The 22,713-nt window shown below is 74.2% G+C and carries 24 protein-coding genes, 3 tRNA genes and 1 pseudogene; 18 read left to right on the top strand and 10 right to left on the bottom strand.

Annotated elements, in window-relative coordinates; translation table 11 throughout:
* The 8 genes from ABGB11_RS11330 to ABGB11_RS11365 all read left to right on the top strand — a co-directional run bounded on the left by ABGB11_RS11330 (window position 1) and on the right by ABGB11_RS11365 (window position 6,911).
* Window positions 1-294, top strand: a complete 294-nt coding sequence (locus tag ABGB11_RS11330) for a monovalent cation/H(+) antiporter subunit G (RefSeq protein ID WP_347631632.1) — start codon at window positions 1-3, stop codon at window positions 292-294.
* Between the two features lie 6 nt (window positions 295-300).
* The gene (locus ABGB11_RS11335; protein ID WP_347631634.1) at window positions 301-591 is read left to right on the top strand and encodes a DUF4040 domain-containing protein; all 291 of its coding nucleotides are present in this window, start codon (window positions 301-303) and stop codon (window positions 589-591) included.
* A complete protein-coding gene (locus tag ABGB11_RS11340) occupies window positions 588-1,346 on the top strand; it encodes an MnhB domain-containing protein (protein ID WP_347631636.1) in 759 nt (252 codons plus the stop codon). The genes ABGB11_RS11335 and ABGB11_RS11340 overlap by 4 nt, the downstream gene beginning before the upstream one ends.
* Entirely contained in the window at window positions 1,343-1,696 is a 354-nt protein-coding gene (locus tag ABGB11_RS11345) for a cation:proton antiporter subunit C (protein WP_347631638.1), read from the top strand. Before ABGB11_RS11340 ends, ABGB11_RS11345 begins: the two co-directional genes overlap by 4 nt.
* Window positions 1,693-3,534: a complex I subunit 5 family protein gene (locus ABGB11_RS11350; RefSeq protein ID WP_347631640.1), complete on the top strand. Its 1,842-nt coding sequence runs from the start codon at window positions 1,693-1,695 to the stop codon at window positions 3,532-3,534. The genes ABGB11_RS11345 and ABGB11_RS11350 overlap by 4 nt, the downstream gene beginning before the upstream one ends.
* A 126-nt stretch (window positions 3,535-3,660) precedes the next feature.
* Complete coding sequence (locus ABGB11_RS11355; protein ID WP_347631642.1) at window positions 3,661-4,833, top strand: hypothetical protein; 1,173 nt, start codon at window positions 3,661-3,663, stop codon at window positions 4,831-4,833.
* A 270-nt stretch (window positions 4,834-5,103) separates the two neighbouring features.
* Window positions 5,104-6,072, top strand: coding sequence for a Tn3 family transposase (locus tag ABGB11_RS11360; protein WP_347631644.1), 969 nt, complete (start codon window positions 5,104-5,106; stop codon window positions 6,070-6,072).
* Complete coding sequence (locus ABGB11_RS11365) at window positions 6,066-6,911, top strand: helix-turn-helix domain-containing protein (RefSeq protein ID WP_347631646.1); 846 nt, start codon at window positions 6,066-6,068, stop codon at window positions 6,909-6,911. The genes ABGB11_RS11360 and ABGB11_RS11365 overlap by 7 nt, the downstream gene beginning before the upstream one ends.
* Before the next feature lie 63 nt (window positions 6,912-6,974).
* Here the strand turns inward: ABGB11_RS11365 and ABGB11_RS11370 are convergent, their stop codons facing one another.
* Both ABGB11_RS11370 and ABGB11_RS11375 read right to left on the bottom strand, forming a co-directional pair.
* Entirely contained in the window at window positions 6,975-7,601 is a 627-nt protein-coding gene (locus ABGB11_RS11370) for a hemerythrin domain-containing protein (protein WP_347631648.1), read from the bottom strand.
* A gap of 109 nt (window positions 7,602-7,710) precedes the next feature.
* Window positions 7,711-8,133: a VOC family protein gene (locus ABGB11_RS11375; RefSeq protein WP_347631649.1), complete on the bottom strand. Its 423-nt coding sequence runs from the start codon at window positions 8,131-8,133 to the stop codon at window positions 7,711-7,713.
* 108 nt (window positions 8,134-8,241) lie between these two features.
* Here ABGB11_RS11375 and ABGB11_RS11380 point away from each other — a divergent pair, with 108 nt between their 5' ends.
* The 4 genes from ABGB11_RS11380 to ABGB11_RS11395 all read left to right on the top strand — a co-directional run bounded on the left by ABGB11_RS11380 (window position 8,242) and on the right by ABGB11_RS11395 (window position 10,875).
* Window positions 8,242-9,243: a YafY family protein gene (locus ABGB11_RS11380; protein WP_347631651.1), complete on the top strand. Its 1,002-nt coding sequence runs from the start codon at window positions 8,242-8,244 to the stop codon at window positions 9,241-9,243.
* Between the two features lie 79 nt (window positions 9,244-9,322).
* On the top strand, window positions 9,323-9,766 hold the full coding sequence (locus ABGB11_RS11385; RefSeq protein WP_347631653.1) for an oxidoreductase: 444 nt from the start codon (window positions 9,323-9,325) through the stop codon (window positions 9,764-9,766).
* Window positions 9,767-9,907: 141 nt separating this feature from the next.
* Complete coding sequence (locus ABGB11_RS11390) at window positions 9,908-10,168, top strand: hypothetical protein (RefSeq protein WP_347631655.1); 261 nt, start codon at window positions 9,908-9,910, stop codon at window positions 10,166-10,168.
* Window positions 10,169-10,476: 308 nt separating this feature from the next.
* Window positions 10,477-10,875: a nuclear transport factor 2 family protein gene (locus ABGB11_RS11395; RefSeq protein ID WP_347631656.1), complete on the top strand. Its 399-nt coding sequence runs from the start codon at window positions 10,477-10,479 to the stop codon at window positions 10,873-10,875.
* Between the two features lie 100 nt (window positions 10,876-10,975).
* On the opposite strand, the pseudogene ABGB11_RS11400 reads toward ABGB11_RS11395, so the two are convergent.
* From ABGB11_RS11400 to ABGB11_RS11415, 4 genes and pseudogenes are all read right to left on the bottom strand, one after another.
* Window positions 10,976-11,200: pseudogene (locus ABGB11_RS11400) on the bottom strand (helix-turn-helix domain-containing protein); the annotation flags it as partial.
* 170 nt (window positions 11,201-11,370) lie between these two features.
* Window positions 11,371-11,443 (bottom strand) — tRNA-Arg (locus ABGB11_RS11405).
* Window positions 11,444-11,483: 40 nt separating this feature from the next.
* Window positions 11,484-11,555, bottom strand: a tRNA-Cys gene (locus ABGB11_RS11410).
* Between the two features lie 24 nt (window positions 11,556-11,579).
* Window positions 11,580-11,652 (bottom strand) — tRNA-Asp (locus ABGB11_RS11415).
* A 362-nt stretch (window positions 11,653-12,014) separates the two neighbouring features.
* On the opposite strand from ABGB11_RS11415, the gene ABGB11_RS11420 reads away from it, so the two are divergent.
* Window positions 12,015-13,472: a benzaldehyde dehydrogenase gene (locus tag ABGB11_RS11420; RefSeq protein ID WP_347631658.1), complete on the top strand. Its 1,458-nt coding sequence runs from the start codon at window positions 12,015-12,017 to the stop codon at window positions 13,470-13,472.
* Between the two features lie 55 nt (window positions 13,473-13,527).
* Here the strand turns inward: ABGB11_RS11420 and erm are convergent, their stop codons facing one another.
* On the bottom strand, window positions 13,528-14,298 hold the full coding sequence (gene erm / locus ABGB11_RS11425; RefSeq protein WP_347631660.1) for a 23S ribosomal RNA methyltransferase Erm: 771 nt from the start codon (window positions 14,296-14,298) through the stop codon (window positions 13,528-13,530).
* A 501-nt stretch (window positions 14,299-14,799) separates the two neighbouring features.
* On the opposite strand from erm, the gene ABGB11_RS11430 reads away from it, so the two are divergent.
* Window positions 14,800-15,774, top strand: a complete 975-nt coding sequence (locus tag ABGB11_RS11430; protein WP_347631662.1) for an alpha/beta hydrolase — start codon at window positions 14,800-14,802, stop codon at window positions 15,772-15,774.
* A gap of 97 nt (window positions 15,775-15,871) precedes the next feature.
* Entirely contained in the window at window positions 15,872-16,186 is a 315-nt protein-coding gene (locus tag ABGB11_RS11435; protein WP_347631664.1) for a hypothetical protein, read from the top strand.
* 46 nt (window positions 16,187-16,232) lie between these two features.
* Here the strand turns inward: ABGB11_RS11435 and ABGB11_RS11440 are convergent, their stop codons facing one another.
* The 3 genes from ABGB11_RS11440 to ABGB11_RS11450 form a co-directional block, all read right to left on the bottom strand.
* Window positions 16,233-17,882 carry a DUF885 domain-containing protein gene (locus ABGB11_RS11440; protein WP_347631666.1) on the bottom strand — a complete coding sequence of 550 codons (1,650 nt, stop codon included), beginning with the start codon at window positions 17,880-17,882 and terminating at the stop codon, window positions 16,233-16,235.
* A gap of 64 nt (window positions 17,883-17,946) precedes the next feature.
* Window positions 17,947-18,621, bottom strand: coding sequence for a LysE family translocator (locus tag ABGB11_RS11445; RefSeq protein WP_347631668.1), 675 nt, complete (start codon window positions 18,619-18,621; stop codon window positions 17,947-17,949).
* A gap of 61 nt (window positions 18,622-18,682) precedes the next feature.
* Entirely contained in the window at window positions 18,683-19,438 is a 756-nt protein-coding gene (locus ABGB11_RS11450) for a hypothetical protein (RefSeq protein ID WP_347631670.1), read from the bottom strand.
* A 204-nt stretch (window positions 19,439-19,642) separates the two neighbouring features.
* Between ABGB11_RS11450 and ABGB11_RS11455 the strand changes: the two genes are divergently transcribed.
* Genes ABGB11_RS11455 through ABGB11_RS11465 form a run of 3 tightly spaced genes read left to right on the top strand, consistent with a single transcriptional unit; the run spans window position 19,643 to window position 22,694 of the window.
* A complete protein-coding gene (locus ABGB11_RS11455; RefSeq protein ID WP_347631672.1) occupies window positions 19,643-20,659 on the top strand; it encodes an AAA family ATPase in 1,017 nt (338 codons plus the stop codon).
* Window positions 20,656-21,750: a DUF58 domain-containing protein gene (locus ABGB11_RS11460; RefSeq protein ID WP_347631674.1), complete on the top strand. Its 1,095-nt coding sequence runs from the start codon at window positions 20,656-20,658 to the stop codon at window positions 21,748-21,750. The genes ABGB11_RS11455 and ABGB11_RS11460 overlap by 4 nt, the downstream gene beginning before the upstream one ends.
* Window positions 21,747-22,694, top strand: a complete 948-nt coding sequence (locus tag ABGB11_RS11465; protein WP_347631676.1) for a VWA domain-containing protein — start codon at window positions 21,747-21,749, stop codon at window positions 22,692-22,694. The genes ABGB11_RS11460 and ABGB11_RS11465 overlap by 4 nt, the downstream gene beginning before the upstream one ends.
* Window positions 22,695-22,713 lie beyond the last annotated feature (19 nt).

The raw sequence follows: 22,713 nt of genomic DNA on the forward strand, positions 1-22,713 counted from the left end.
ATGACGCGTGCGCTGCTCGCCGGCGTGCTGGTGTGGGCCGGGACCGGCGTCGCCGTCGCGGCCGGGCTGCGGCTGGCGTTCACCCGCGGCGCCGCCGCCCGCCTGCACACCGTCGCTCCCGTCACGGTGCTGGCCGCGCCGCTGCTGGTCGCCGGGCTGGCGCTGCGGCCCTGGTCGTCGTGGCACGACGTGGCCAAGCTCGCCGTGATCGCGGTGCTGCTGGCCGCGACCGGCCCGGCCACCGTGGTCACCGCGGCGCAGGCCGTCCGGCGCACCGCCGGCGGAGCGGAGTGATCCCGCATGGGCGCCCTGGTCCCCGCCGCGCTCGCTCTGGCGGCGTTCATGGCCACCGCGGTGGTCCTCACCCGTGACACCGTCCGGCAGGCGATCGTGCTGTCGGGGTACGGGATGGTGCTGGGCCTGCTGTTCCTGATCCTGCAGGCACCCGACGTCGCGATGTCCCAGATCGCCGTCGGGACCGTGCTGGTGCCGCTCATCGTCGTCCTGGCCCTGTACGCCGCCCGCCGCCACCGCGGCACCGGCGCCGCCGGCCGCGACGACGGCTCAGGTGGGCAGGAGGCGGACCGGTGAGGCCCCGCACCCGCCTGACGGTGTTCGGGTTCGGCGCGGCCGGCACCGCGGCGCTGTTCACCGCCGGGACGCTCGGACTCCCCGAATTCGGCGGCTCCCTGCACCCCTACGCCGACCGGGCCGTCGCGCAGGCGGTGCGGCAGGGCACCCCCAACGCCGTCGCCTCGGTCACCTTCGACCAGCGGGCGTTCGACACCCTCGGCGAGGAGGTCGTCCTGCTGGCCGCCGCGGTCGCCGCGGTGGTGCTGCTGCGCGCGGTGCGCCGCGAGGAGGAGGACGAGGGGGCCGCGCCGCGGCGCGGGCCCGCCGAGGTGTCGGACGCGCTGCGCATCGTGGGGTACCTGCTGCTGCCGCTCACCCTGCTCACCGGCGTGTACGTCGTCGCGCACGGGCACCAGTCCCCCGGCGGCGGGTTCCAGGGCGGCGTCGTCCTGGGCACCGCCATCCACCTGCTGTACCTGGCGGGCGACTATCCGGCGCTGCGGCGGCTGCGGCCCCTGCCGGTGTTCGAGGCCGCCGAGGCCGCGGCCGCCGCGGCGTTCGTGGTGGTGGCGCTGGCCGCCGCCGGTGCCGCGGCGACCGGCCGGGTCCCGGCCCTGAACACCGCCGTGGGCGTGGAGGTCGGGTGCGCGCTGGTGCTGCTGCTCGGCAAGTTCTTCGACCAGGCCCTCCTCGTCCGCGAGCAGCACAGGCCCAAGCCCGGGCCCGGGCCCGGGGCCGGGCCCGGGGCCGGTGGCGGTGGGGAGGCGCGGTGAGCCTCATCCCCTACCTGACCGCCGGCTGGATCATGCTCGCCGGCGTCTACGGCATCGTCACCAGCCGCGACCTGATCCACGCCGTGGTGTGCCTGTCGGTCACCCAGTCCGGCACCTACGTGCTGCTGCTGGCCGTCGGGTACCGGTCGGGCGCGACCGCGCCGGTGTTCTCCGACCGGCCGCCGCCCCCGGCGGGCGGGCCCGTCACCGACCCGGTCGTGCAGGCCATGGCCCTCACCGACATCGTCGTCGGCGCCACCGTCACCGCGCTGCTGCTCGCCCTGGCCGTGCAGGTCGCCAAGCGCCGCGGCACCCTGGACCCCGGCGCGCTGCGCTCCCTGGAATCGTGATCCTGCAGGTCACCGTCGCGGTGCCCGTCCTGGTGGCGGCGCTGCTCGCCGCGGCCGGGCGGTGGCTGCCGCGGCCGGCCGTCGACATCATCGCGCTGGCCGCCACCGCCGCCGTCGCGGCGCTGACCGCGCTCACCCTCGCCCGGTCCGGGCGCGCTCCACAGGTCACCTGGCTGGGCGGGTGGGGGCCGGGAACCGGCGTCGGCATCCCGCTGGCCGCCGACCCGCCGGCCGCCGGGCTCGCCTGCGTCACCGCCGCGCTGACCCTGGCGGCGCTGGTGTTCTCCTGGCGGTACTTCACCGAGGTCCAGGCGATCTTCCATGTGCTGGTGCTGCTGTTCCTGGCGGCGATGTGCGCGTTCGTCTACACCGGGGACCTGTTCGACGCGTTCGTGTTCTTCGAGCTGATGAGCGTGGTGGCGTTCGCGTTGACCGGCTACCGGTCCGAGGAGCCCTCGACCGTCCACGGCGCGCTGAACTTCGGCATCGTCCAGTCCCTCGGCGCGTACCTGACCCTGGCCGGGATCGCGCTGGTCTACGGCCGGACGGGGCAGCTGGGCCTGGCCGCCGCCGGCCGCGCCCTGGCCGGTACCGGCGGCGACACCGGTACCCGCGCCGGTGCGCTGGTCACCGCGGCGTTCGTACTGATCTGCACCGGCTACCTGGTGAAGGCGGCGGCGGTCCCGTTCCATTTCTGGCTCGCCGACGCCCACGCGGTGGCGCCGACCCCGGTGTGCGTGCTGTTCTCCGGCGTCATGGTCGAGCTCGGGGTGTACGGGGTCGCGCGGACCTACTGGGCGGTGTTCGCCGGGCTGGTCCCGCTGCGCGGCGTCGCGGTGCTCGGTGCCGCGGCGGCGCTGCTCGGCGCCGTCATGTGCCTGCTGCAGCACCACGTCAAGCGGCTGCTGGCCTACTCCACCATCAGCCATGTGGGGCTGCTTCTGGTCGGGGTGTCGGCCGGCACCCATGACGCGCTGTCGGGGACCGCGTACTACCTGGCCGGGCATGCGGGGGTGAAGGGCGCGCTGTTCCTGGGCGCGGGGGCGCTGCTGAACCGGCATGAGACCGTCGACGACCGGGAGCTCCGCGGGCGCGGCCGCGGTATGCCCGTCACGGGCGTGACGTTCCTGGTGGGTGCGCTGTGCCTGGCCGGGCTGCCGCCGTCGGGCCTGTTCGCCGGGCACGCGGTGACCGAGCACGCCGTGCTCGCGCTGGGCTGGTGGTGGTACGCGCCGCTGTCGGTGGCGGTGTCGGCGCTCACCGCCGGTGCGGTGCTGCGGGTCTGGCTGGTGGTGTGGCGGGGCGAACCGCCGCACCCGGACCCGGGCGAAACGAGCGGCCACGAACCGGGCGGCGGGCACGAGGACCGCGAGACCCGCGTCGCTCTCGGGTCGCTTCCCTGGACGATGGTCGTCCCGGGCGTGGTGCTGCTGGCCGGCGGGCTGGCGGCGGGGCTGCTGCCGGGCGGGCCCGTCGCCCGCGCCGCCGAGGTGTTCGCCGACCGGGACGCCTACGCCGGGCTCGTGCTGGAGGGCCGCCTCACCCATCCGCACCCGCTGCCGGCCGACCCCTGGACCTGGGCGGGTCTGGCCGGTTCGGCGGTCACGCTGCTGCTCGCGGCGGCGATCGCCGCCGCCGGTGCCCGCCGTCCCGTCCCGGCGCGGATCCGGGCGCTGGTCCCCTCCGGTGCGGGGGCTTCCGCCAGGCGCGCCGCCGGCCGTGCCGCCGGCGGGGTGTCGCGGCGGCTGCACGACCTGCATTCGGGCGACATCGGCGACTACGCCGCCTGGCTCACCGCGGGCGTCGCGGTCCTTGCCGTGCTCACCGCCCGCTTGTGAGGAGCGGCCGTCCCGGCCGGCGGTGTCGTTTTCAGGGCGGTGTTGTTATGGGACGGGGTGGCGCGCGACCCTGTGTACCCGCCCGCCGCGTGTGCGCCCGGCGGGGCGGTCGGGGAGGGAGGCATCGTGGTCCGCCGTCTTCCCCGTCCTCGCGCGGTGGTCATCGGCGCGGTGCCGGCGGCGGTCCTCGCGGTCGCCGTCGCGGTGGCGGCGGGCACGTCGCGGACCGCGCCGCCGCCCGCGGGGGCGCCGCCGGCGCGGGTGCTGTCGCGCTACGAGACCGCGGCGGCCGGGAACGCCATCGACCGCGACTGCGGTTACAGCGCCCCGCTTCCCGGACGTCCCGGGCGCAGCGTGTGGCTGTTCTGCGACACGGTCTGGACGGGGGCCCGGCGGGGGCTGTGGCTCGGGGCGACCGCCGCGACCGGGCCCGCCGTCCCGGGCCGTGTCCCCGCCGGCCTGACCGAGCTGCCCACCCCGGCCGGTGCCGGGATCGCGCCCCCGCCGCCCGCTCGCGGGGCGGCGCCGCAGGGGTTCCTCGGCACTCCGCCGGGGCTGGTCCTGCCCGGCGGTGCCCCCTGCCGCGTTCCCGGCAGTGCCTACAGCGCCTCGTGGGTCTCCGGTGCCGCCCGCCCTCCCGGCACCGCCGCGCTGCTGGTCGCCTACACCGACGTGTGCGTCCACGGCACGACCATCAGCACCCAGGGGTTCGGGCTGGTGGAGTACCGGCCCGGTGAGAACGCCCTCGCCGGGCGTGCGAGGGTGTTCTCGCTCCCGGCCGGGCTGCCGTTCCAGCAGAACCTCGGGTCGCCGGTCTTCAGCGGCGGGTACCTGTACCTGTTCGCCTCGGTGTGCGACGCGCACGGTCCGGGCGCGTGCTCGGGCGGACGTGTCACGCTGGCGCGGGTCAGGGCCGATCCCGGCGCGTGGCGCGACCCGGCCGCCTACGAGTACCGGACGGGCGGCGGCTGGACCCGCGACGCGTTCCAGGCCGCCACGGTCGTCGCCGGCGCCGCCCCCTATGCCGTCCATGTCGCCGACTACACCGCGCTGGGCCGGGGGCTGGTCATGGTCGAGCAGCGCGGCCTGGACGGCCGTTTCCGGCTGTGGCGCGCGCCCGCGCCCGAGGGCCCGTGGCGGGCGGCCGGGGACGGGATCGTGCCGTGCTCGGGCGGGTCGGGGCTGGACCAGTGCCGCGCGCTCATCGGGCATCCCGCGCTCAGCACGCGCGGTGCGCTGATGCTGTCGTACTACGACCCGGCCGCCGACCACGTCACCGTCCGCGCCGTCCCCTGGTGACGGAATCCCGGTAGTCCTGACCGAAAAACCCAACGGATATCGCTGACCTGCAGTGATGCGGGGGCAGCGTCGGGCGTTCTGATCACCGCCGCTACGGTTCGTACCGCTTGCCTGGTACGTCGTGGAGGTGGTCGTCGGTGTCGGCCGCGATGATCTGATCCGGTTCTTCACGCTGACACCGGCTGATGTCGCGTTCGTCGACCCGGGCCGCGGGCGGAGCCCGGCGGACCGCCTGGGGCTTGCTGTTCAGGAGCGTTCGGCGGTGGCACCATGTCCTGCTCCGACGGGCAGGTGCTGTCCACCTACACCCACGTGTCCGACCAGCACTCCACCTACGGCACCAAGATCCTCATCCTGACCCAGCGCGAAACCCAATTCGTGCTCGATGAGCTGCTGGGAAACGCCACCGACCTTCCCATCGTCGAGCACGCGACCGATACCCACGGGGTCACGCTGATCAACTTCGCCCTGTTCGACCTGGTGGGGAAGCTGCTGTCGCCGCGGATCCGGGACCTGGGGAAGATCACCCTGGTACGAGACGACACCCCGACAGAGATCGCCAAGAAGTACCCGCACGCCGGCCCGCTACTGGGCGCCCGCTGGAACGAAGCGCTGGTCGCCGACTGCTGGCCCGACCTGCTGCGCATGGCCGGATCGCTCAAGTACGGGCAGGCGACCGCGTCGCTGGTGGTCGGCAAGTGGTCGGCCGCCTCGCGGCAGAACACCCTGGCGGCGGCGCTGAAGGAGTGGGGTACTTTGCGCCGTACGATCCACGCCGCGAAGTACCTGTCTGATCCCTCCTATCGTCGGCGGATCGGGCGGCAGTTGAACAAGGGCGAAAGCCTGCACGCGCTGCGCCGTGACCTGCACTACGCTCAGCAGGGCACCATCGCCGCGCCGCATTTGGCCGACCAGACTGAGCAGGCGTGGTGCCTGACGTTACTGACCGATGCGGTCATCACGTGGACGACCGAGTACTACCAGCTGGCCGTAAAAGATCTGCGCGCCCGTGGTCGTGAGGTGCCCGACGAGCTGTTGGCCCATCTCCCCGGCCCACAGCGAGAACGTCAACTTCTTCGGCGTCATCACCGTGGACGTCGAAGGCGAACTCGCCAAGCTCGACACCGGCGGGTGGCGGCCGCTACGCCCAGCAGCGCCCGATCTGAGCCTGCAGTGGTGACCGATGCGGTCAGCCGGCTTCGGACGTTGTCGGACCAAAGAGTAAGGACCTCATGTTGATCTCCGATCCGTCGGCGCTCGCCGAGGTGGCGGCAAAGCTCTGGCGGAACGGCCTGCCGGCCGTTGAGGAAGACCTGGCGCGCGCTGGCGGTCCGGTGGCCGATGCGTTGCGCCGTGCTCTGGCTCGGGCGGCGCACCTGCTGTCCCGCGCCGAGTCCGAAAGGGAGTTGCGCGATGCTTTGATACTTCGGTTGACCGGCGTACCGGAGCTGGCGTCGATGGTGGAGGCCTTTCGCGCGATGTCGCCCGGCCCCGGTTTGAGAAGCAGATGGCCGATGTCGGATCAGCCGGCCCCTGGCCTGGCCCGGGTCCTCGATGGTCGAGAAGGCGACGCCCGCTGGTGCGCCTGGTCGCCGGACGGCCATTGGCTGGTGTCGATCAGCAGCGGATTCAGCTCTGATAGGCGAAATGCGGTTCGGCTCTGGAACGCTCGTACGTGGCGGCCTGGGCCGACCTTCGATCACGGTGCCGACGGGTCGAACTGGATATACGACTGCGTCCTGCCATCGTCAGGAGAATGGCTGGCCACCTACGCGGCCGGCACGGTGTGGATCCGGGACATGGACTCCATGCTGGCCGTGTTCGCCGAGTTCGAAGCCGATCTGCTGAAGATGCGCACCCGCGAAGGCATGGCCATCGCCCGCTCCCGCGGCAAGCTCAAAGGCCGCCAGCCCAAGCTCACCGCCCGTCAGCAAGCCGAACTGGCGCGAATGCACGCCACCGGCGACTACACCATCGCCGAACTCATGGAGGTCTTCTCCATCGGCCGTGCAACCGTCTACCGCGTTCTCGACCGCACCAAAACAACGGGGACGACAGGCGCTGAGACTCCGCGTTAGCGCAGGTCAGCGAAATCCGTTGGAAGGCTACCGGGACCCCGTGACCGCCCCGGTGTCCTGGGGTCAGATGCTCCAGAGGCGGCGTTTGCGGTAGCGGGGCTCCCACCTGACCCGGTTGAGGTTGCGCAGGGAGCGGGGCAGCGCGGTGAGGACGCGGCTGCGCTCCACCGGCCCGATGCCGTCCACGACCCACGGGACGAACAGCGGCGTGCCGGACTCGCAGTCGCGGCCGGTCGCGGCCGCCGCCTTCCACTCCTCCTCGGCCAGCACCGTCTCGGCCAGCGGCAGGGCGTTCATCTCCTCGTGCCGCAGGTGGGCGCCCAGTTCCCGGCGCAGATCCTCGACCGCGGCGGTCAGGTCGCCGGTGCCGGCCATCGCCGCGTCGACCGCGTCGATCAGCGGGCCGAGCCGGGCGTGCTCGGCGCGCATCTCCGCCAGCACCGCCTGCTCGGCGCGGCGTCCCGCCACCGCGCGCCGCACCCGGGACCACAGCCACCCGTCCTCCAGGCCGTGGTGCAGCCGGATCTGCTCCTTGAGGTTGTCCCAGCCGGCGCGCACGTACGGGGCCCGCCCCTTGCCCGCCGCCGCGGCCGCCGCGAGCCGGTCGAGGTCGCGGCGGAACGCGTCGTGGGCGGCGTGCATCAGGGTGTGGCACGTGGTGTCGCGCGGCTGGACCGCGAAGGTCTCCATATGATTAATGAGGCCGCTGGATCCCCTGATGTGACACCTTCGGGTCGGGGAGAGACGCACGTCACATCCGCCGGCCGCCGGGGGCCGCCGGGGGCCGCCTGCCGGCGGGTCAGCGGGGCGCGGCCTTGACGAGGATCTCCAGGTAGTGCGGGTTGGACATCACGCCGAGGATGTTGCCGAACGGGTCGACCACCGACGCGGTCGTGAACCCGTCGCCCCGCTCGGTGATCCCCTCGTGTTCGCGGGCGCCGAGCGACAGCAGCCGCGCCACCGCCGCCTCCAGGTCGTCGACGTGCCAGTAGATGATCGCGCCGGCCGGGCCGGCGGTGGCGGCGCCGCCGGGCCGGTACCGTGCGTCGATCAGCCCGAGCTCGTGCTCGTAGTCCCCGACGCGGAACTCGTAGTAGGCGGTGCCGCCGCCCGGGCCCTGGGCCGAGAAGTAGGGCGGGATGCCGAGGAGCTCGGTGTACCAGTCCTTGGCCGCCTCCAGGTCGTCCGCCCAGTGGCTGATGGTGGCGAATCCTCGCAGCATGGTGGGTCTCCGTTCCCTGACCTGGCCGGACGGTTCCGGCCCGGTCCCACCCACGCTAGGACCCCATTAGGTCAGTGAACGTCCTAGTGGCGCGGCAGGATGGGGACCATGCGTGATCCGTCCGGGCGGCTGCTGCGGCTGCTGTCCCTGCTGCAGACGCCCCGCGAGTGGCCGGGCAGCGAGCTCGCCGAGCGGCTGGGCGTCACCGCCCGCACCGTCCGCCGCGACGTCGAGCGGCTGCGCGACCTCGGCTACCCCGTCCACGCCACGCACGGCAGCACCGGCGGCTACCGCCTGACCGCCGGGACCGCGATGCCGCCGCTGCTGCTGGACGACGAGGAGGCCACCGCCATCGCGATCGGCCTGCGCACCGCCGCCGCGGGCGCGGTCGCCGGCATCGAGGACTCCTCGCTGCGCGCGCTGGCCAGGCTGGAGCAGGTCCTGCCCCACCGGCTGCGGCACCGGGTGGCCGCCCTCACCGAGGCGGCGGTGCCGCTGCCGCCGCAGGACGGCGCGCCGCCCGCGGCCGACCCCGCCGTCCTGGCGCTGCTGGCCGGGGCTTGCGTCACCGGCGAGAAGGTCCGCTTCACCTACACCGACGCCGGCGGCCGCGCGACCCGGCGGCTGGCGCAGCCGCACCGTCTGGTCACCGCCGGCCGCCGCTGGTATCTGGTCGCCCACGACGAGGACCGCGCCGCCTGGCGCACCTTCCGCGCCGACCGGGTCACCGCCCCGCACCGCACGGGCGTGCGCGGCCCGCGGCGCGAGCTGCCCGGCGGCGCCGACGCCGCGTCCTGGGCGATGGACGCCTTGGCCGGCGGGTCCGGGACGATCCGGGCGCGGGTGCTGCTGCACGTCCCGATCCAGGAGGCCGCAGAGCGCGTCACCGCCTGGCAGGGCGTCCTGGAACCGGCCGGCGACCGCACCTGCGTGCTGCACACCCGCTCGGACTCGATGCGGTTCCTGGCCTACCGCGTCACGCTGCTGCCGGTCGACTACACCCTGCTCGACCCGCCCGAGCTCGCCGAGCACCTGGCCGGGATCGCCCGCCGCGCGGACCGCGCCGTCCGCGCCTTCACCCCGGACGCGACGGAGCACCGACGCCGCTGACCACAAGCGGTCCTCGACAGCCGCCCTACTGCGCTGCGATAAACGAACCACACCATCATCGACATGTAACGGTGTAATCATGGAAACGCTGTTCGAGCATGCCGGCGGATACGAGGGCCTGCGCAGGCACATCGAGATCTTCTACGGCAGCGTCCTGGCCGATCCGCTGCTCCAGCCGCTGTTCGGCGAGGGTAGCCCGGGCCATGTCGGCCACCTGACCGCCTTCACCGCCGAGACCTTCGGCGGCCCCGACACCTTTTCCCGGGAGATGGGCGGGTTCGCGCACCTCATCGACGTCCACCGGCACCTGAAGATCACCGAGGAGCAGCGCCTGCGGTTCGTCGAGCTGTACATGGCCGCGGCCGACGCCGCCGGGCTGCCCGCCGACGCGCCCTTCCGGCAGGCGTTGCGCGAGCACGTGGAGTTCGGCACCCAGGTCGCCCGGCAGAACTCCCACGCCGAGACCGACGACGAGCTGCACCCGCTGCGCGAGGTCCCCCGCTGGGACTGGCCCGCCTCCTGACCTCTCCCCCGCACCGGCCGGTGTCTAGGCGTCAGCGGCGCGGTGGCGGTCCCAGGCGGCCTGCAGCCGCTCGTAGCGTGCGCGGACACGGCGGGGGGCGTGCGGCGGGCGAGGAAATGGCGCTCGTCGTGGGTGCCGTGGATGAGGCTGACCGGGGTGGTGAGCACCGCGTGCCTGGCCTCGCGGGTGCGGATCTCCACGTCCCAGAACAGCGACTTGCGGCACAGCGCCAAGCCCGTGACCTCGTCCCAGGGAAGGCGGCGGCGGCGGAAGGCGCCGACGATGTCGATGCCGCCGTCCCTGATCACGACCCGGCTGCGCAGGGACGCCGCCGAGACCACGGCCAGGAAGAGGACCAGCGCCGTCATCGCCACCATGCCGGCCACGCGGCCGACGGAGTAGCTGGGCAGGCGCCCGGTCACGGTGAGGACGACGCAGAAGACGAAGACGTAGGCCCAGAAGGCCGCGGAGACGGCCAGGAGGGCCAGCGCGCGTCCGCTCCGCAGGGTGGTGGGTTCCCGCACGCGCGCCAGTGTGCCCGGCGCCCGCCCCCGGAAGGGACGTCCGCCGCCAACCGTCCACTTCAGGCCATCGCCGCACCGGGCGTGGCGGGCGCCAGGTCGAGGTTGCCAAGTGGGGAACTCCCCGATTACGGTGACCGGACGGAAAACGGGGAACCCCCCGTTTCGTTCGGGAAGGGACGGTGGGGCGTGATCACGCACGAGGACAGGGCGGCCATCGGGGAGCTGATCGCGCTGCACGGGCATCTGTGCGACGACGGTGAGCTGGACCGGCTGGGCGAGGTGTTCACCGAGGACGTCGTCTACGACGTCAGCGATCTGGGGAGTCCGCCGCTGCACGGTGTGGCGGCGTGCGCGCGGGCGGGCCGGGAGCTGGGCGAGCGGAACCCGGTCGGGCATCACGTGACCAACATCGTGCTGGCGCCGGTCTCGGCCGATGAGGTGCGGGCGCGGTCCAAGGCGATCGGGATCGGCGCCGACGGCACGGCCGCGAGCCTGGTCTACGAGGACACGGTGGTACGGCTCGCGGAGGGCTGGCGGATCAGCCACCGACGGATCCTGGCGCGGCGGCGCCCGCTGGGCGGCTGACCGCCGGAAGGTTCAGGGCGCGGCGGCTCGGGCGGCGGGCAGGTGGAGGGTGACCCCGGCGCGGTAGGCGGCGGCCAGGGAGTACAGCTTGTCCTGGAGGAACGCGGCGGCGCAGCCGGGACGGCAGGACCTGTTCGAGCTTGGCCAGGGCACGGGCGGAGGCCTCGCCGATGCCGTCGACGGGGTAGCCGAGCTCGCGGAGCCGGTCGATGTCGCGGCGGACGGTGCGGGCGCTGACCTCCAGCCGGTCCGCGAGTTCGGCGCCGGGCCATTCGCGGGGCGTCTGCAGCAGGGACAGCAGGTTCAGCAACCGGGGTCGCGGGATCGGCCATGCCGCCCAGCATGCCGGAGGTTCAGGACGGCATCCGGCCTGATAAGACCGTGCGACGGTCGCCACCGGCCACCGCGGGCGGGTCGGTCAGGCGGGTGGGAAGTCGCGGCGCTTGAGCTTGGCCATCGGCTGAAGGCTCCTGCGGCAGGGGACGGGCCCGGACGTCTCCCCGGCAGGGATCGAACCTGCGGCTCCCGGCTTCGGAGGCCGGCGCTCTGTCCGCTGAGCTACGGGGAGGGGGCGTCCCGTCCCCAGGGTGACGCGGGGACGGGACGGGAGACGCCGGCGGGAGTCGAACCCACCTGGGACGGTTTTGCAGACCGCCGCCTAACCGCTCGGCCACGGCGCCAGGGGCCCGCGGGTGCGGGCCGCGCGACCCCGATGGGATTCGAACCCACGGCGTCCGGCGTGACGGGCCGGTGCTCTGACCGCTGAGCTACGAGGTCGTGAAGAGATGCGGGGAGACGCAACCCCGGGCGGGGCCGCCGCAGGGGCGGCGGATGCGTCAGCGGGCCGCGCGCCGGGTGGCGCGGGACCGGGTTCGGGGGCGATCGCCACAATGACAGCTCATCTGCGTCCCCTCCCTCCGTGTCCGGGCCACCGGTGCCGCGCCCGGCCGTTCCGGGGCGCCTGCGTGATCCAGAATGCCCGCCGCGGCCGCCGCCCGCAACGGGTTTTCCCCGTCGCCGTGTTTCCGCTGAGCGGAATGATGATGTTCCTTGACGGGCCCGCCATGGTGAGGGTGGAGTCGGGGACGTGCGCCCTCTGCGCGGGCCCCCGGTAGCGCGGACCCTTCCGAGGAGGAACGATGACGTTGCTCGACCCCGGCATCTGGACCGGAAAGATCTTCGACGGCGGCTGGACGGCCGGGGACGGCGGCGTCTACGACGTCACCGAGCCCGCGACCGGCGGGACGCTCGGCACGCTCGGCCAGGCGTCCGCCAACGACGTGGCGCGGGCCGCGCGGTCCGCGGCGGCGGCGCAGCCGGACTGGGCCGCCCGCACCTACGAGGAGCGCGCCGCGGTGCTGCGGGAGGCGGGGCGGCTGTTCGCCGAGCACGCCGCCGAGATCGGCGGCTGGATCGTGCGGGAGACCGGCGCGATCCCCCCGAAGGGGGACCTGGAGACCCACTTCGCGGAGAGCCTGTGCTACGAGGCGGCGGCACTGGCGTCGCATCCGCAGGGGCTGGTGCTGCCGTCGGCGCAGCCGCGGTGGAGCCTGGCGCGGCGCCGTCCCGCCGGGGTCGTCACGGTGATCGCGCCGTTCAACTTCCCGCTGATCCTGTCGATGCGGTCGGTGGCGCCGGCGCTGGCGCTCGGCAACGCGGTGCTGCTGAAGCCCGACCCCCGCACGGCGGTGAGCGGCGGGGTGGCGCTCGCGCGGATCTTCCAGGAGGCGGGGCTGCCCGAGGGGCTGCTGCACGTGCTGCCCGGCGGGCGGGAGACCGGTGAGGCGGTGGTCGCGGCACCGGAGGTGCGGGTGGTGTCGTTCACCGGCTCCACCGCCGCCGGACGCAAGATCGGCGAGGTGTGCGGGCGGCTCCTCAAACGCGCCCACCTGGAGCTCGGCGGCAACAACGCGCTGATCGTGCTGCCGGGCGCGCGGGTCGCCGACGCGGTGTCGGCGGGCGCGTGGGGCGCGTTCCTGCACCAGGGGCAGATCTGCATGACGTCGGGACGGCACCTGGTGCACGAGAGCCTGCACGAGGAGTACGTGGCGGCGCTGGCCGACAAGGCCGACAAGCTCCCGGTCGGCGACCCGGCGTCCGGGCAGGTCGCGCTCGGCCCCATCATCGACGAGGGGCAGCTCACCCATGTCGACAAGCTCGTGAAGGACACGGTCGCGGCCGGTGCGCGGCTCGCGGCGGGCGGCACCTACGAGGGCCTGTTCTACCGGCCGACCGTCCTGGACGAGGTCACCCCCGACATGCCCGCCTACGCGCAGGAGGTGTTCGGCCCGGTCGCGCCGGTCGTGCCGTTCTCCACGCCCGAGGAGGCGGTGGAGCTGGCGTCGGCGACCGAGTACGGCCTATCGCTGGGGATCCTCGGGGACGTCGGGCAGGCGATGAAGATCGCCGACGCGGTCCCGACGGGCCTGGTCCACATCAACGACCAGACCGTCAACGACGAGCCCGTCGTCCCGTTCGGCGGGGTCGCGGCGTCGGGGAACGGGTCGCGGTTCGGCGGCCCGGACGCCAACATCGAGGCGTTCACCGAGACGCAGTGGGTCACGGTCCGCGGCGAGATCGCCACCTACCCCTTCTGAGCGGCCGCCCCGGTGCCTGGCCGGCCGCACGGGCGGCCGGCCAGGCACCTGCGGGTCACCAGGGGTGCAGGACGCGGGCGAGGGCGACCCACTGGTCGGGGTGGACGTGCGCGACGATCGCACCGCGGGGCAGGTCCGCCGCCGCCAGCGCCGCGTCGACCCGGCGGCGGGGGTGGACGGTGCGCAGGGAGGCGTGCAGGGTGCCGCCCCTGCCGGTGAAGCCCACCTCGACGCAGTGCAGGTAGCCCGGCATCGCCTCGGGCGGCACCAGCGGCCGGTCGCGGCGCTCCAGGTGCAGGACGGCGCCGTCCACGCGCGGGACCGGGCGGAACCGGTCGCGGGGCACGCGGACGCCGAGCCGCCAGGAGAACCGCGGCCAGGTCCGCACGGTCAGCAGGCTCCACCGGCCGTAGTCGCCGGTGCGCTTGCGGGCGTACTCGCGCTGCGTGATCAGCGTCGCCGACCCCAGCGACGGCGCCGCCAGCGCCCAGCCGACGATCCGGGACGTGGCCGCGAACGGGATGTTCCCGGCCAGGTGGAACGCGGCGTCCGGGGGCCGGGCGGCGAGCAGGTCCCCGGTCACGCACGTCACGTTCGCGAGGGCGCGGCAGCGGCGCCGCAGCCGCGCGGCCGGCACCGGGTCGATCTCGTAGGCGATCACCCGCGCGGCGTGCGCGGCGAGCGCGGCGGTGATGCGGCCGTCGCCGGCGCCGGCCTCCACGACCAGGCCGCCGGGGACACCGGCGGTCCGGGCGTAGCGGGCGATGACGCCGGCGTCGGCCAGGAGGTTCTGGGACAGTTCGCGGCGTGCACGGCCGCGGGGCATGGTGCGTTCTGGGTGGTTCACGGTCGCCGTTCCGGGCGTCCGGCCGCGCGGGGCCGGCGGGGCGGGCCGCAGGAGAATCCGCGCAAGCGCGCGGCAGGGCCCGTCCCCGATGGTCAGGGACATAGATGAGGCCCAGGACGGTCACCGGCCCGCGGCACGAGGGCACCGCGCCGTCAGCGGACGCGGTGCCAGGGATGCCGGGGAGAAAGGGCGCCGGGGATGCGGCCCGTGACGGGGCCGCGTGAAAAGACCCGCGCGGCGCGCGAAGGTGCGCGGCACGCGGGGAACGGTCGCCTGCGGAAGGTCAGGCGGCGGCGCGCACCCGGTGGTCCAGGGCGGGGCGACGCCCGCGCAGCCGCGCGTTGGCGGCGGCGGAGACGATCACCCGCGCCGCGCTCTTCGTCATAGTGCACACGCGGGCGATCTTAGGGCCCGCGCACGGCCGCACCCAACGGGTTTTCCGCGGCGGCGCGGCCCGTAGGGTCGGAGGTGGAGGTTGCGATGGGCCGCGATCCGGACTACCTGGCGTTCATCCGCGACCGGCTCGCCGCCCCTGCCGGCGGCGCGGCGGGCAACGCGGCGGGCGGGGGCACGGTGGAGGACGCGCGCCGCGCCCATGCCGCCGACCTGGCCCGCTCCCCGCGCCCGCCCGCCGGCGCCGTCACCGACCTGGTCGTGGACGGCGCGGCGGGCCCGCTGCCCGCGCGGCTGTACCGGCCCGCGCGGGACGGCCCGGCGCCCGTCCTGGTGTACTTCCACGGCGGCGGGTGGATCCTCGGCGACGTCGACTCCTACGACCCGGTCGTGCGGGCGCTGGCCGCCGCGAGCGGTGTCGCGTGGGTGTCGGTCGGGTACCGGCGCCCGCCCGAGGACCCGTTCCCCGCCGCGGTGGACGACGCGGCCGCCGCCGCCCGCTGGGTCATCGCGAACGCGGCGGGGCTCGGCGTGGACGCCGGGCGGGTCGGCGTCGCCGGCGACAGCGCGGGCGGGCAGATCGCCGCCGCGGCCGCGGGGCGGCTGCGGCACGCGGGCCCCGCCCGGCCCGTCCTGCAGGTCCTGCTGTACCCGGCCGTGGACCTGCGCGAGGTGCCGCCGCCGCTGCCCGACCCCGACGGGCTAGACTTCGCGCCCTCCCGCATCGACCGGGCCCTGGACGCCTACCTGCGCGACACCGACCGCACCCTCCCGGAGGTGTCGCCGCTGCTGGACCCCGACCCGGCCACGCTGCCCCCTGCGGTCATCGCGACCGCCGAGTACGACCGGCTGCGCCCCCAGGCCGAACGGCACGCGGCACGGCTGCGCGCCGCCGGCGTGCCCGTCACCCTGATCACCGGGACCGGGCTGGACCACGGCTTCCTCGGCTGGGGCTCGTTCGCGCGCCGCCCCGCCGCCGCGATCACCGAGCTCGGCGCCGCCGTCCACCGCACCCTCACCGGGGTTCCGGACCGACCACAACCAGCGCGGCCAAGACCTTAAAGCCGCTTACCCATGCCGTTTAACCGGCTTGACGTCGGCAATCACTATTGCGCGACCCGATTACCGGAATCCGCCGACGGTCGAGGAGGCCACCGTCTTGTATCGGACGCACGAGATGCGGAAGGTCCGGACACAGGAGTCAGGGCTGGAGGAGTGGGCCTGCCCCACGTGCGGGCGCCGCATGCTGCTGCGGTGGCCGCCCCACTACGAGAAGCGGGTCATCGAGCCCGGCGACGAGAAGGCCTGCCACGTCGGCAGCAGCCCGCAGGACCCCGGTCCCCCCGAGGAGCTCGCCAGCGCAGGCCAGACCGAGGTCATGCACATGCGCAACACCCGCCGCTGGCTCCGCGAGACCGGTGTGGACGGCAGGGGACGCCTGGGCCACCTCCCGCTCCCACCCGAACCCGTCTGATCCCTCTGACCCCGCCCCCGGCTCCCTGGACCGACCGCAAGAAGCCTCAGAAGCGGGCGAGCTCGGCGCGCAGCCGGTCCAGCCCCATCGGACCCAGATCCAGCGCCCGCCGATGGAACTCCTTAAGATCGAAATCCGCACCCGCCCGGCGCCGCGCCTCCTCCCGCGCCTCCAGCCACACCTTCTCCCCCAGCTTGTAGGCGATCGCCTGCCCGGGACGCCCCAGATACCGGTCGATCTCGAACGCCACCGCCGCGTCGGGATCGGGCCCCTTGCGCGCCCGCAGGAACTCCCACCCCAGCTCCGGCGTCCACCGCTCCCCCTCGTGGAAGCCCGTCCCCGCCGGGATCGGCAGCTCCAGGTGCAGTCCGATGTCCAGGATCACCCGCGCCGCGCGGAACCGCTGCCCGCCCGCCAGCATCCCCAGCCGGTGCGCCGGATCGCGGTAATGGCCGAGCTCGTCCATCAGCCGCTCGGCGTACAGACCCCACCCCTCGCTGTGCCCCGGGTGCAGCTCGCTGGACAGCCGCTGGAACCGGTTCAGCGCCGGGTTCAGCGTGGTCACGCCCAGCTGCAGGTGATGGCCCGGCACGCCCTCGTGGAACATCGTCGTCGGCGCCGTCCACGTCACCACGTCGGCGGACGGGTCCTCCAACGTCCACCACACCGTCCCCGGACGCGACAGGTCCTCCGCCGGCGCCAGGTAGTAGACCCCCGCCTCCACCGGCGAGATCCGGCACTCGATCCGCCGCAGCGGCTCGGGGATGTCGAAGTGCATTCCGTCCAGGTCGGCGATCGCCCGGTCCGCCAGCCCCTGGATCCAGTCCCGGAACGCCTCCGCACCCCCGATCCGGTGCGCGGGGTCGGCGTCCAGCGCCGCCATCACCGCCGGCAGCGGCGCATCCGGCAGAATCTCCGCCGCCGCGGCGGCCATCTCCGCCTCGATCCGCGCCAGCTCCTCCCACCCCCACGCGTAGGTCTCGGCCAGGTCCAGCTCCGTCCCGAGGAAGTCGCGCACCCCCAGCCGGTACCGGTCGGCGCCCAGCGCGTCCCGCTCCGGCGCCCGCGCCGCCAGCTCCCCCGACAGGAACGACGCGAACTCCGCCAGCGCCTGCGACGCCGCCCGCGCCGCCTCCCCCAGCGCACCCGCCAAAGGCCCGTCCCCGTACCGCCCCGCCAGATCCACCAGGTACGCCCGGATGTCCCCGCACTCGCGAGCGCTGCGCAGCACCTGACGCCGCGCCGCCACGCTCCCGCGCCCGCAGGCCCGCTCCAGCGACACCCGCAGCCCCGCCAGCGCCGCCGGCAGCGCCCGCAGCCGCCCGTGCACGGCCTCCCAGTCGGTGCCGGCGCCCCGGTCCAGCAGCTCGACCGCCATCCGCAGCCGCTGGACCGGCCCGTCGATGGTGTCCAGGGACCCCTCCCGCACACCCGCCTCGTCCAGCGCCACCTCGACCTCAAGGCGCTCGCGCAGCACCGCCGCCGCGACCCGCCCCGCCTCACCGGCACCGGCACCGGCGCCGCGCAGTTCCGCCAGCGTCCGCCGCGACAGCTCCGCGCGGGCCGCGAACCCGTCCGGACCGTAGTCGGTCAGCCGCGCGTCCTGCCCCGCGATCCCCATCTGCGCCGCCAGGCACGGGTCCAGCGCCGCGAACTCCTCGACGTACCGGTCGGCAAGCTCATCCAGCTCGGTCACCGCACCAGGCTACGGCCACCACCCCGAAAAGCGATCATGAAAATGTGCCAAACCGGCGTGCCCGTCAGCGTGCTTCGGCGGCCAGCCGCACACCCAGCCCCACCAGCACCACGCCCGACAGCTGGTCCAGCCGCCGCCGCACCGCGGGGCGCCCCAGCGCCCGCCGCGCCGCCGCGACCGTCCACACCACCGCCGTGTACCAGACCAGGTCGATCATCGCCCACAGCACCGAGAACCCGATGAGCACCGCCGCCACCGGCCACCCCTCCGGCACGAACTGCGGCAGGAACGACACCGCGAACACCCCCGCCTTCGGGTTGGCGAAGTTCGTCACCAGCCCCAGCCGGAACCACCGCCACCCCGCCGCCCCCGCACCGGCGTCAACCCGCCCCTCCACGTCCGCACCGCCCGAAATGTCCGAGGTATCCGAGGTGTCCGCGCCGGGACGGCCGCCACGCCGCGCCTGCCACAGCGCCCGCACCCCGAACCACACCAGCACCACCGCACCCGCGACCCGCAGCCCCTCATACGCCAGCCGCGACGCCGCCAGCAGCGCCGACAGCCCCACCGCCGCCGCCACACCCCACGCCAGAACGCCCGCCTCGTTGCCCAGCGCCGTCACCACGCCCGCGCGCGGCCCCGACCGCATCGACGCGCGCATGATCACCACCGTCGACGGGCCCGGGACCATCGCGATCAGCACCGCCGCGCCCGCGAACGCGACCAGACTCTCCAGCATCCCCCCATGCTGACCGCCCCCGCACCCGCCCGCAACGCGCCAAACCCCGCGACCCGCGGATCTACAGCGGGGCGCCGTCATCGCCGCCCGTCCCCGACGGGGACGGCGATGGCGACGGCGAACCCGGAGACGTCGGCGGCTGCGACGGAGACGGCGCCGGCGACGACGGCGCCGGCGACCGCGACGGCTGCTGGAACGTCGGCGTCGGCTCCGGAGGCGGAGGCGGAGGCTCCTCCGCCACAGGCTGGCACGCGAACAGCAACCCCAGCAGCAGCGCCAGCAGCGCCAGAACAGCCGCCAACGCCAGAACAGCCGCCACCAGATTCCGCTCCGGCGGACGCTCCCCCACCGGCCCCGGAACCTCCACCCGCCCCGGCCGCTCCAACGCCGGCTCCCCCGACCCCAGCCAATACGGCTGGAACTGCGGCCCGCGCCGCCGCCCACCCCACCACGCACGCCCCGACCCCTGGAACACCACCGGCTCCAGGAACCGCTCCGCCCCCGCACGATCCGACTCGTACAGCGTCGCCACCCACGGCGCCGGACCATCCGGCTGCGCCGCCACCACCGGCGCCGCCCCGCCCGCGTCCCCCACCGGACGCCCCGGACCCGGCACCGCCGCATTGATCGCGGCACGGAACCGGTCCCGCGCCGCCGCATCCCCCGCGGCCCCCTGGTTCAGCACCGCCACACTCGCGCGCCGCCCCTCACCGTCCACCCCCAGGAACACGATCCCGGCGGCGGACTCCGACAAACGCGCCGACAAACGGAACGGCCCCAGCTGAGCGGGATCCCCCGGCGGCAACGGCCTCGACATGGCCGCAACACTAACAACCACGCCCTACCATCAGGGCCAGGACGGCCCCACCCCCCGCACACACCGGGCACACCCGGCCCCTCAACCGATCACCGGCGACGCGCACGTATCCCGAACGAACGGGTACAAGTGATCGCGTAGGGTCGAAACGCGTCACCCGGCACACCAGAACGGGGCAACCGAGGGACAGTGAGGGACACCCACATGACCATCGCCGCCACCGACGTCGACGAGGCCGCGGCACTCCTGCAGAACACCCTCGCCGAGGTCAAGAAGGTCATCGTCGGCCAGGAGCACATGGTCGAACGCATGATCGTCGCACTCCTCGCCCGCGGACACTGCCTCATCGAAGGCGTCCCCGGCGTCGCCAAGACCCTCGCCGTCGGCACCCTCGCCCAGGTCGTCGGAGGCACCTTCGCCCGCCTCCAGTTCACCCCCGACCTCGTCCCCTCCGACATCGTCGGCACCCGCATCTACCACCCCTCCACCGAGCAGTTCGACGTCGAACTCGGCCCCGTCTTCGTCAACTTCGTCCTCGCCGACGAGATCAACCGCGCCCCCGCCAAAGTCCAGTCCGCCCTCCTGGAGGTCATGGCCGAACGCCAGGTCTCCCTCGGCGGCAACACCTACCCCCTCCCCAACCCCTTCATCGTCCTCGCCACCCAGAACCCCATCGAGTCCGAAGGCGTCTACCCCCTCCCCGAAGCCCAGCGCGACCGCTTCCTCATGAAGATCGACGTCCACCACCCCGCCGCCCACGAGGAACTCCAGATCCTCCAGCGGATGAGCGTCGACCCACCCGAAGCCGCCCAGATCCTCGACACCGACGGCCTCGCCGGCCTCCAGCGCGCCGCCGAAGAGGTCTCCGTCCACGAACTCATCGCCGACTACATCGTCCGCCTCGTCATGGCCACCCGCGAACCCGACCAGTACCGCCTCCCCGACCTGCGCGGCGTCATCGACATCGGCGCCAGCCCCCGCGCCACCCTCGGCCTCGCCTCCGCCGCCCGCGCCCTCGCCCTCATCTCCGGACGCGACTACGTCCTGCCCGACGACGTCCGCGCCGTCGCCCGCGACGTCATGTCCCACCGCCTCGTCCTCACCTTCGACGCCCTCGCCGACGGCGTCGACACCGCCGAGGTCATCGCCCAGATCCTCGCCGCCGTCCCCCCGCCCCGCGTCGTGTGGAACCACGGAGCGGCGGCGGTGACCACCGCATGAACCCCCGCCCCGCCACCACCCGCCGCCGGCGCAGCGGCAAACTCGCCCACCTCGCCCCCGAACGCACCCTGCGCCGCCTCGAACTCCAGGTCACCCGCCGCCTCGACGGCCTCCTCAACGGCGAACACCTCGGCCTGCTGCCCGGCCCCGGCACCGAACTCGCCGAAGCCCGCCTCTACCAGCCCGGCGAAGACGACGTCCGCCACATGGACTGGGCCGTCACCGCCCGCACCACCACCCCCCACGTCCGCGACCTCATCGCCGACCACGAACTCGAAGCCTGGACCCTCGTCGACCTCACCCCCAGCATGGACTTCGGCACCGGCACCATGATCAAACGCGACCTCGCCGTCGCCGCCCTCGCCGCCATCGGCTTCCTCACCCTCCGCCTCGGCGACCGCGCCGGCGCCTACCTCCTGCACCCCGACGGCATGCGCCGCTGGCCCGCCCGCACCGGCAAAGCCGCCATGTACGCCCTCCTCCAGGCAGCCCTCGACGCCCGCTCCGTCGACGACGCCACCCCCGGCAGCGGCTCCGCCCGCACCGCCACCGCCACCCCGCAACAAGACCTCGCCACCGCCATCGCCGCCCTCGACCGCGGCCAGACCCGCCGCGGCCTGCGCGTCGTCATCTCCGACTTCCTCCACCCCGACGGCGCCGACACCTCCCCCGACGGACCCCACGGCCAACCCGCCTGGGAACGCCCCCTGCGCCGCCTCACCGCCCGCCACCAGGTCCTCGCCATCGAGATCATCGACCCCCGCGAACTCGACCTCCCCGACGTCGGCCTCGTCGAGATGACCGACCCCGAGACCGGCACCGTCCACGAGATCGTCCTCAGCCGCCGCGTCCGCGAACAGTACGCCGCAGCAGCCGCCGCCCAGCGCGAGCACACCCGCGCCGCCCTCCGCCGCAGCGGCGCCCACCACCTCGTCCTGCGCACCGACCGCGACTGGATCGCCGACATCGCACGCTTCGCCCTCCGCCAGCGCCGCGCCGCAGGCAGGCCCGTCGAGCGGAGCTCGTCCGATGAACGGGGGCGGGCGGGGGCTGGAGGACGGTCCGTCACCACCGCGGGAGTGCGCCCATGACCTTCCTGTCACCCGAACGCCTGTGGCTCCTCGGCCTCCTGCCGCTCCTCGCCGCCGCCTACACGCTGCTGCAACTCCGCCGCCGCCGCTACGCCGTCCGCTTCACCAACCTCGCCCTGCTCTCCCAGGTCGCCCCCAAACGACCCGGCTGGCGCCGCCACGTCGCCGCCACCCTCTTCCTCATCATGATCACCCTCATGATGATCGGGTTCGCCCGCCCCGCCAGCTCCGTCAAGGTCCCCCGCGACCGCGCCACCATCATGGTCGCCGTCGACGTCTCCCTGTCCATGATGGCCAGGGACGTCACCCCCAGCCGCCTCGACGCCGCCAAGACCGCCGCCAAGAACTTCATCGACGAGCTCCCCGGCCGCTTCAACGTCGGCGTCGTCGCCTTCGCCGGCAACGCCAACCTCGTCGCCGCCCCCTCCGCCGACCGCGACGCCGCCGTCGCCTCCCTCGACCAGCTCGCCCTCGCCAAACGCACCGCCATCGGCGAAGCCGTCTTCACCTCACTGCAGGCCGTCCGCTCCTTCGACGCCGAAGCCCGCCAGGACCCCCCACCCGCCCACATCGTCCTGCTCTCCGACGGCGACAACACCACCGGACGCTCCGTCCAGGAAGCCGTCGACGCCGCCCGCTCCGCGCAGATCCCCGTCTCCACCATCGCCTTCGGCACCCCCTACGGCACCGTCGACATCGAAGGCGAGACCACCAGCGTCTCGGTCAACAAGGAGACCCTCAAAACCCTCGCCGAGAGCACCCAGGGCAAGGCCTACGAGGCCGCCGACGCCGGCCAGCTCCGCGACGTCTACCGCAACATCGGCACCTCGCTCGGCTTCAAGACCGAACACCGCGACGTCGCCGCCCGCTACACCGGCATCGCGCTGCTGTTCGCCCTCGCCGCCGGCGGCGCCTCCCTCGCCTGGTTCTCCCGCCTCCCCTGACACCCCTCACTCAGGACAG

Origin of the sequence: Actinomadura sp. B10D3 (genome assembly GCF_039871695.1) — a bacterium.
GTDB lineage: Bacteria > Actinomycetota > Actinomycetes > Streptosporangiales > Streptosporangiaceae > Spirillospora > Spirillospora madurae.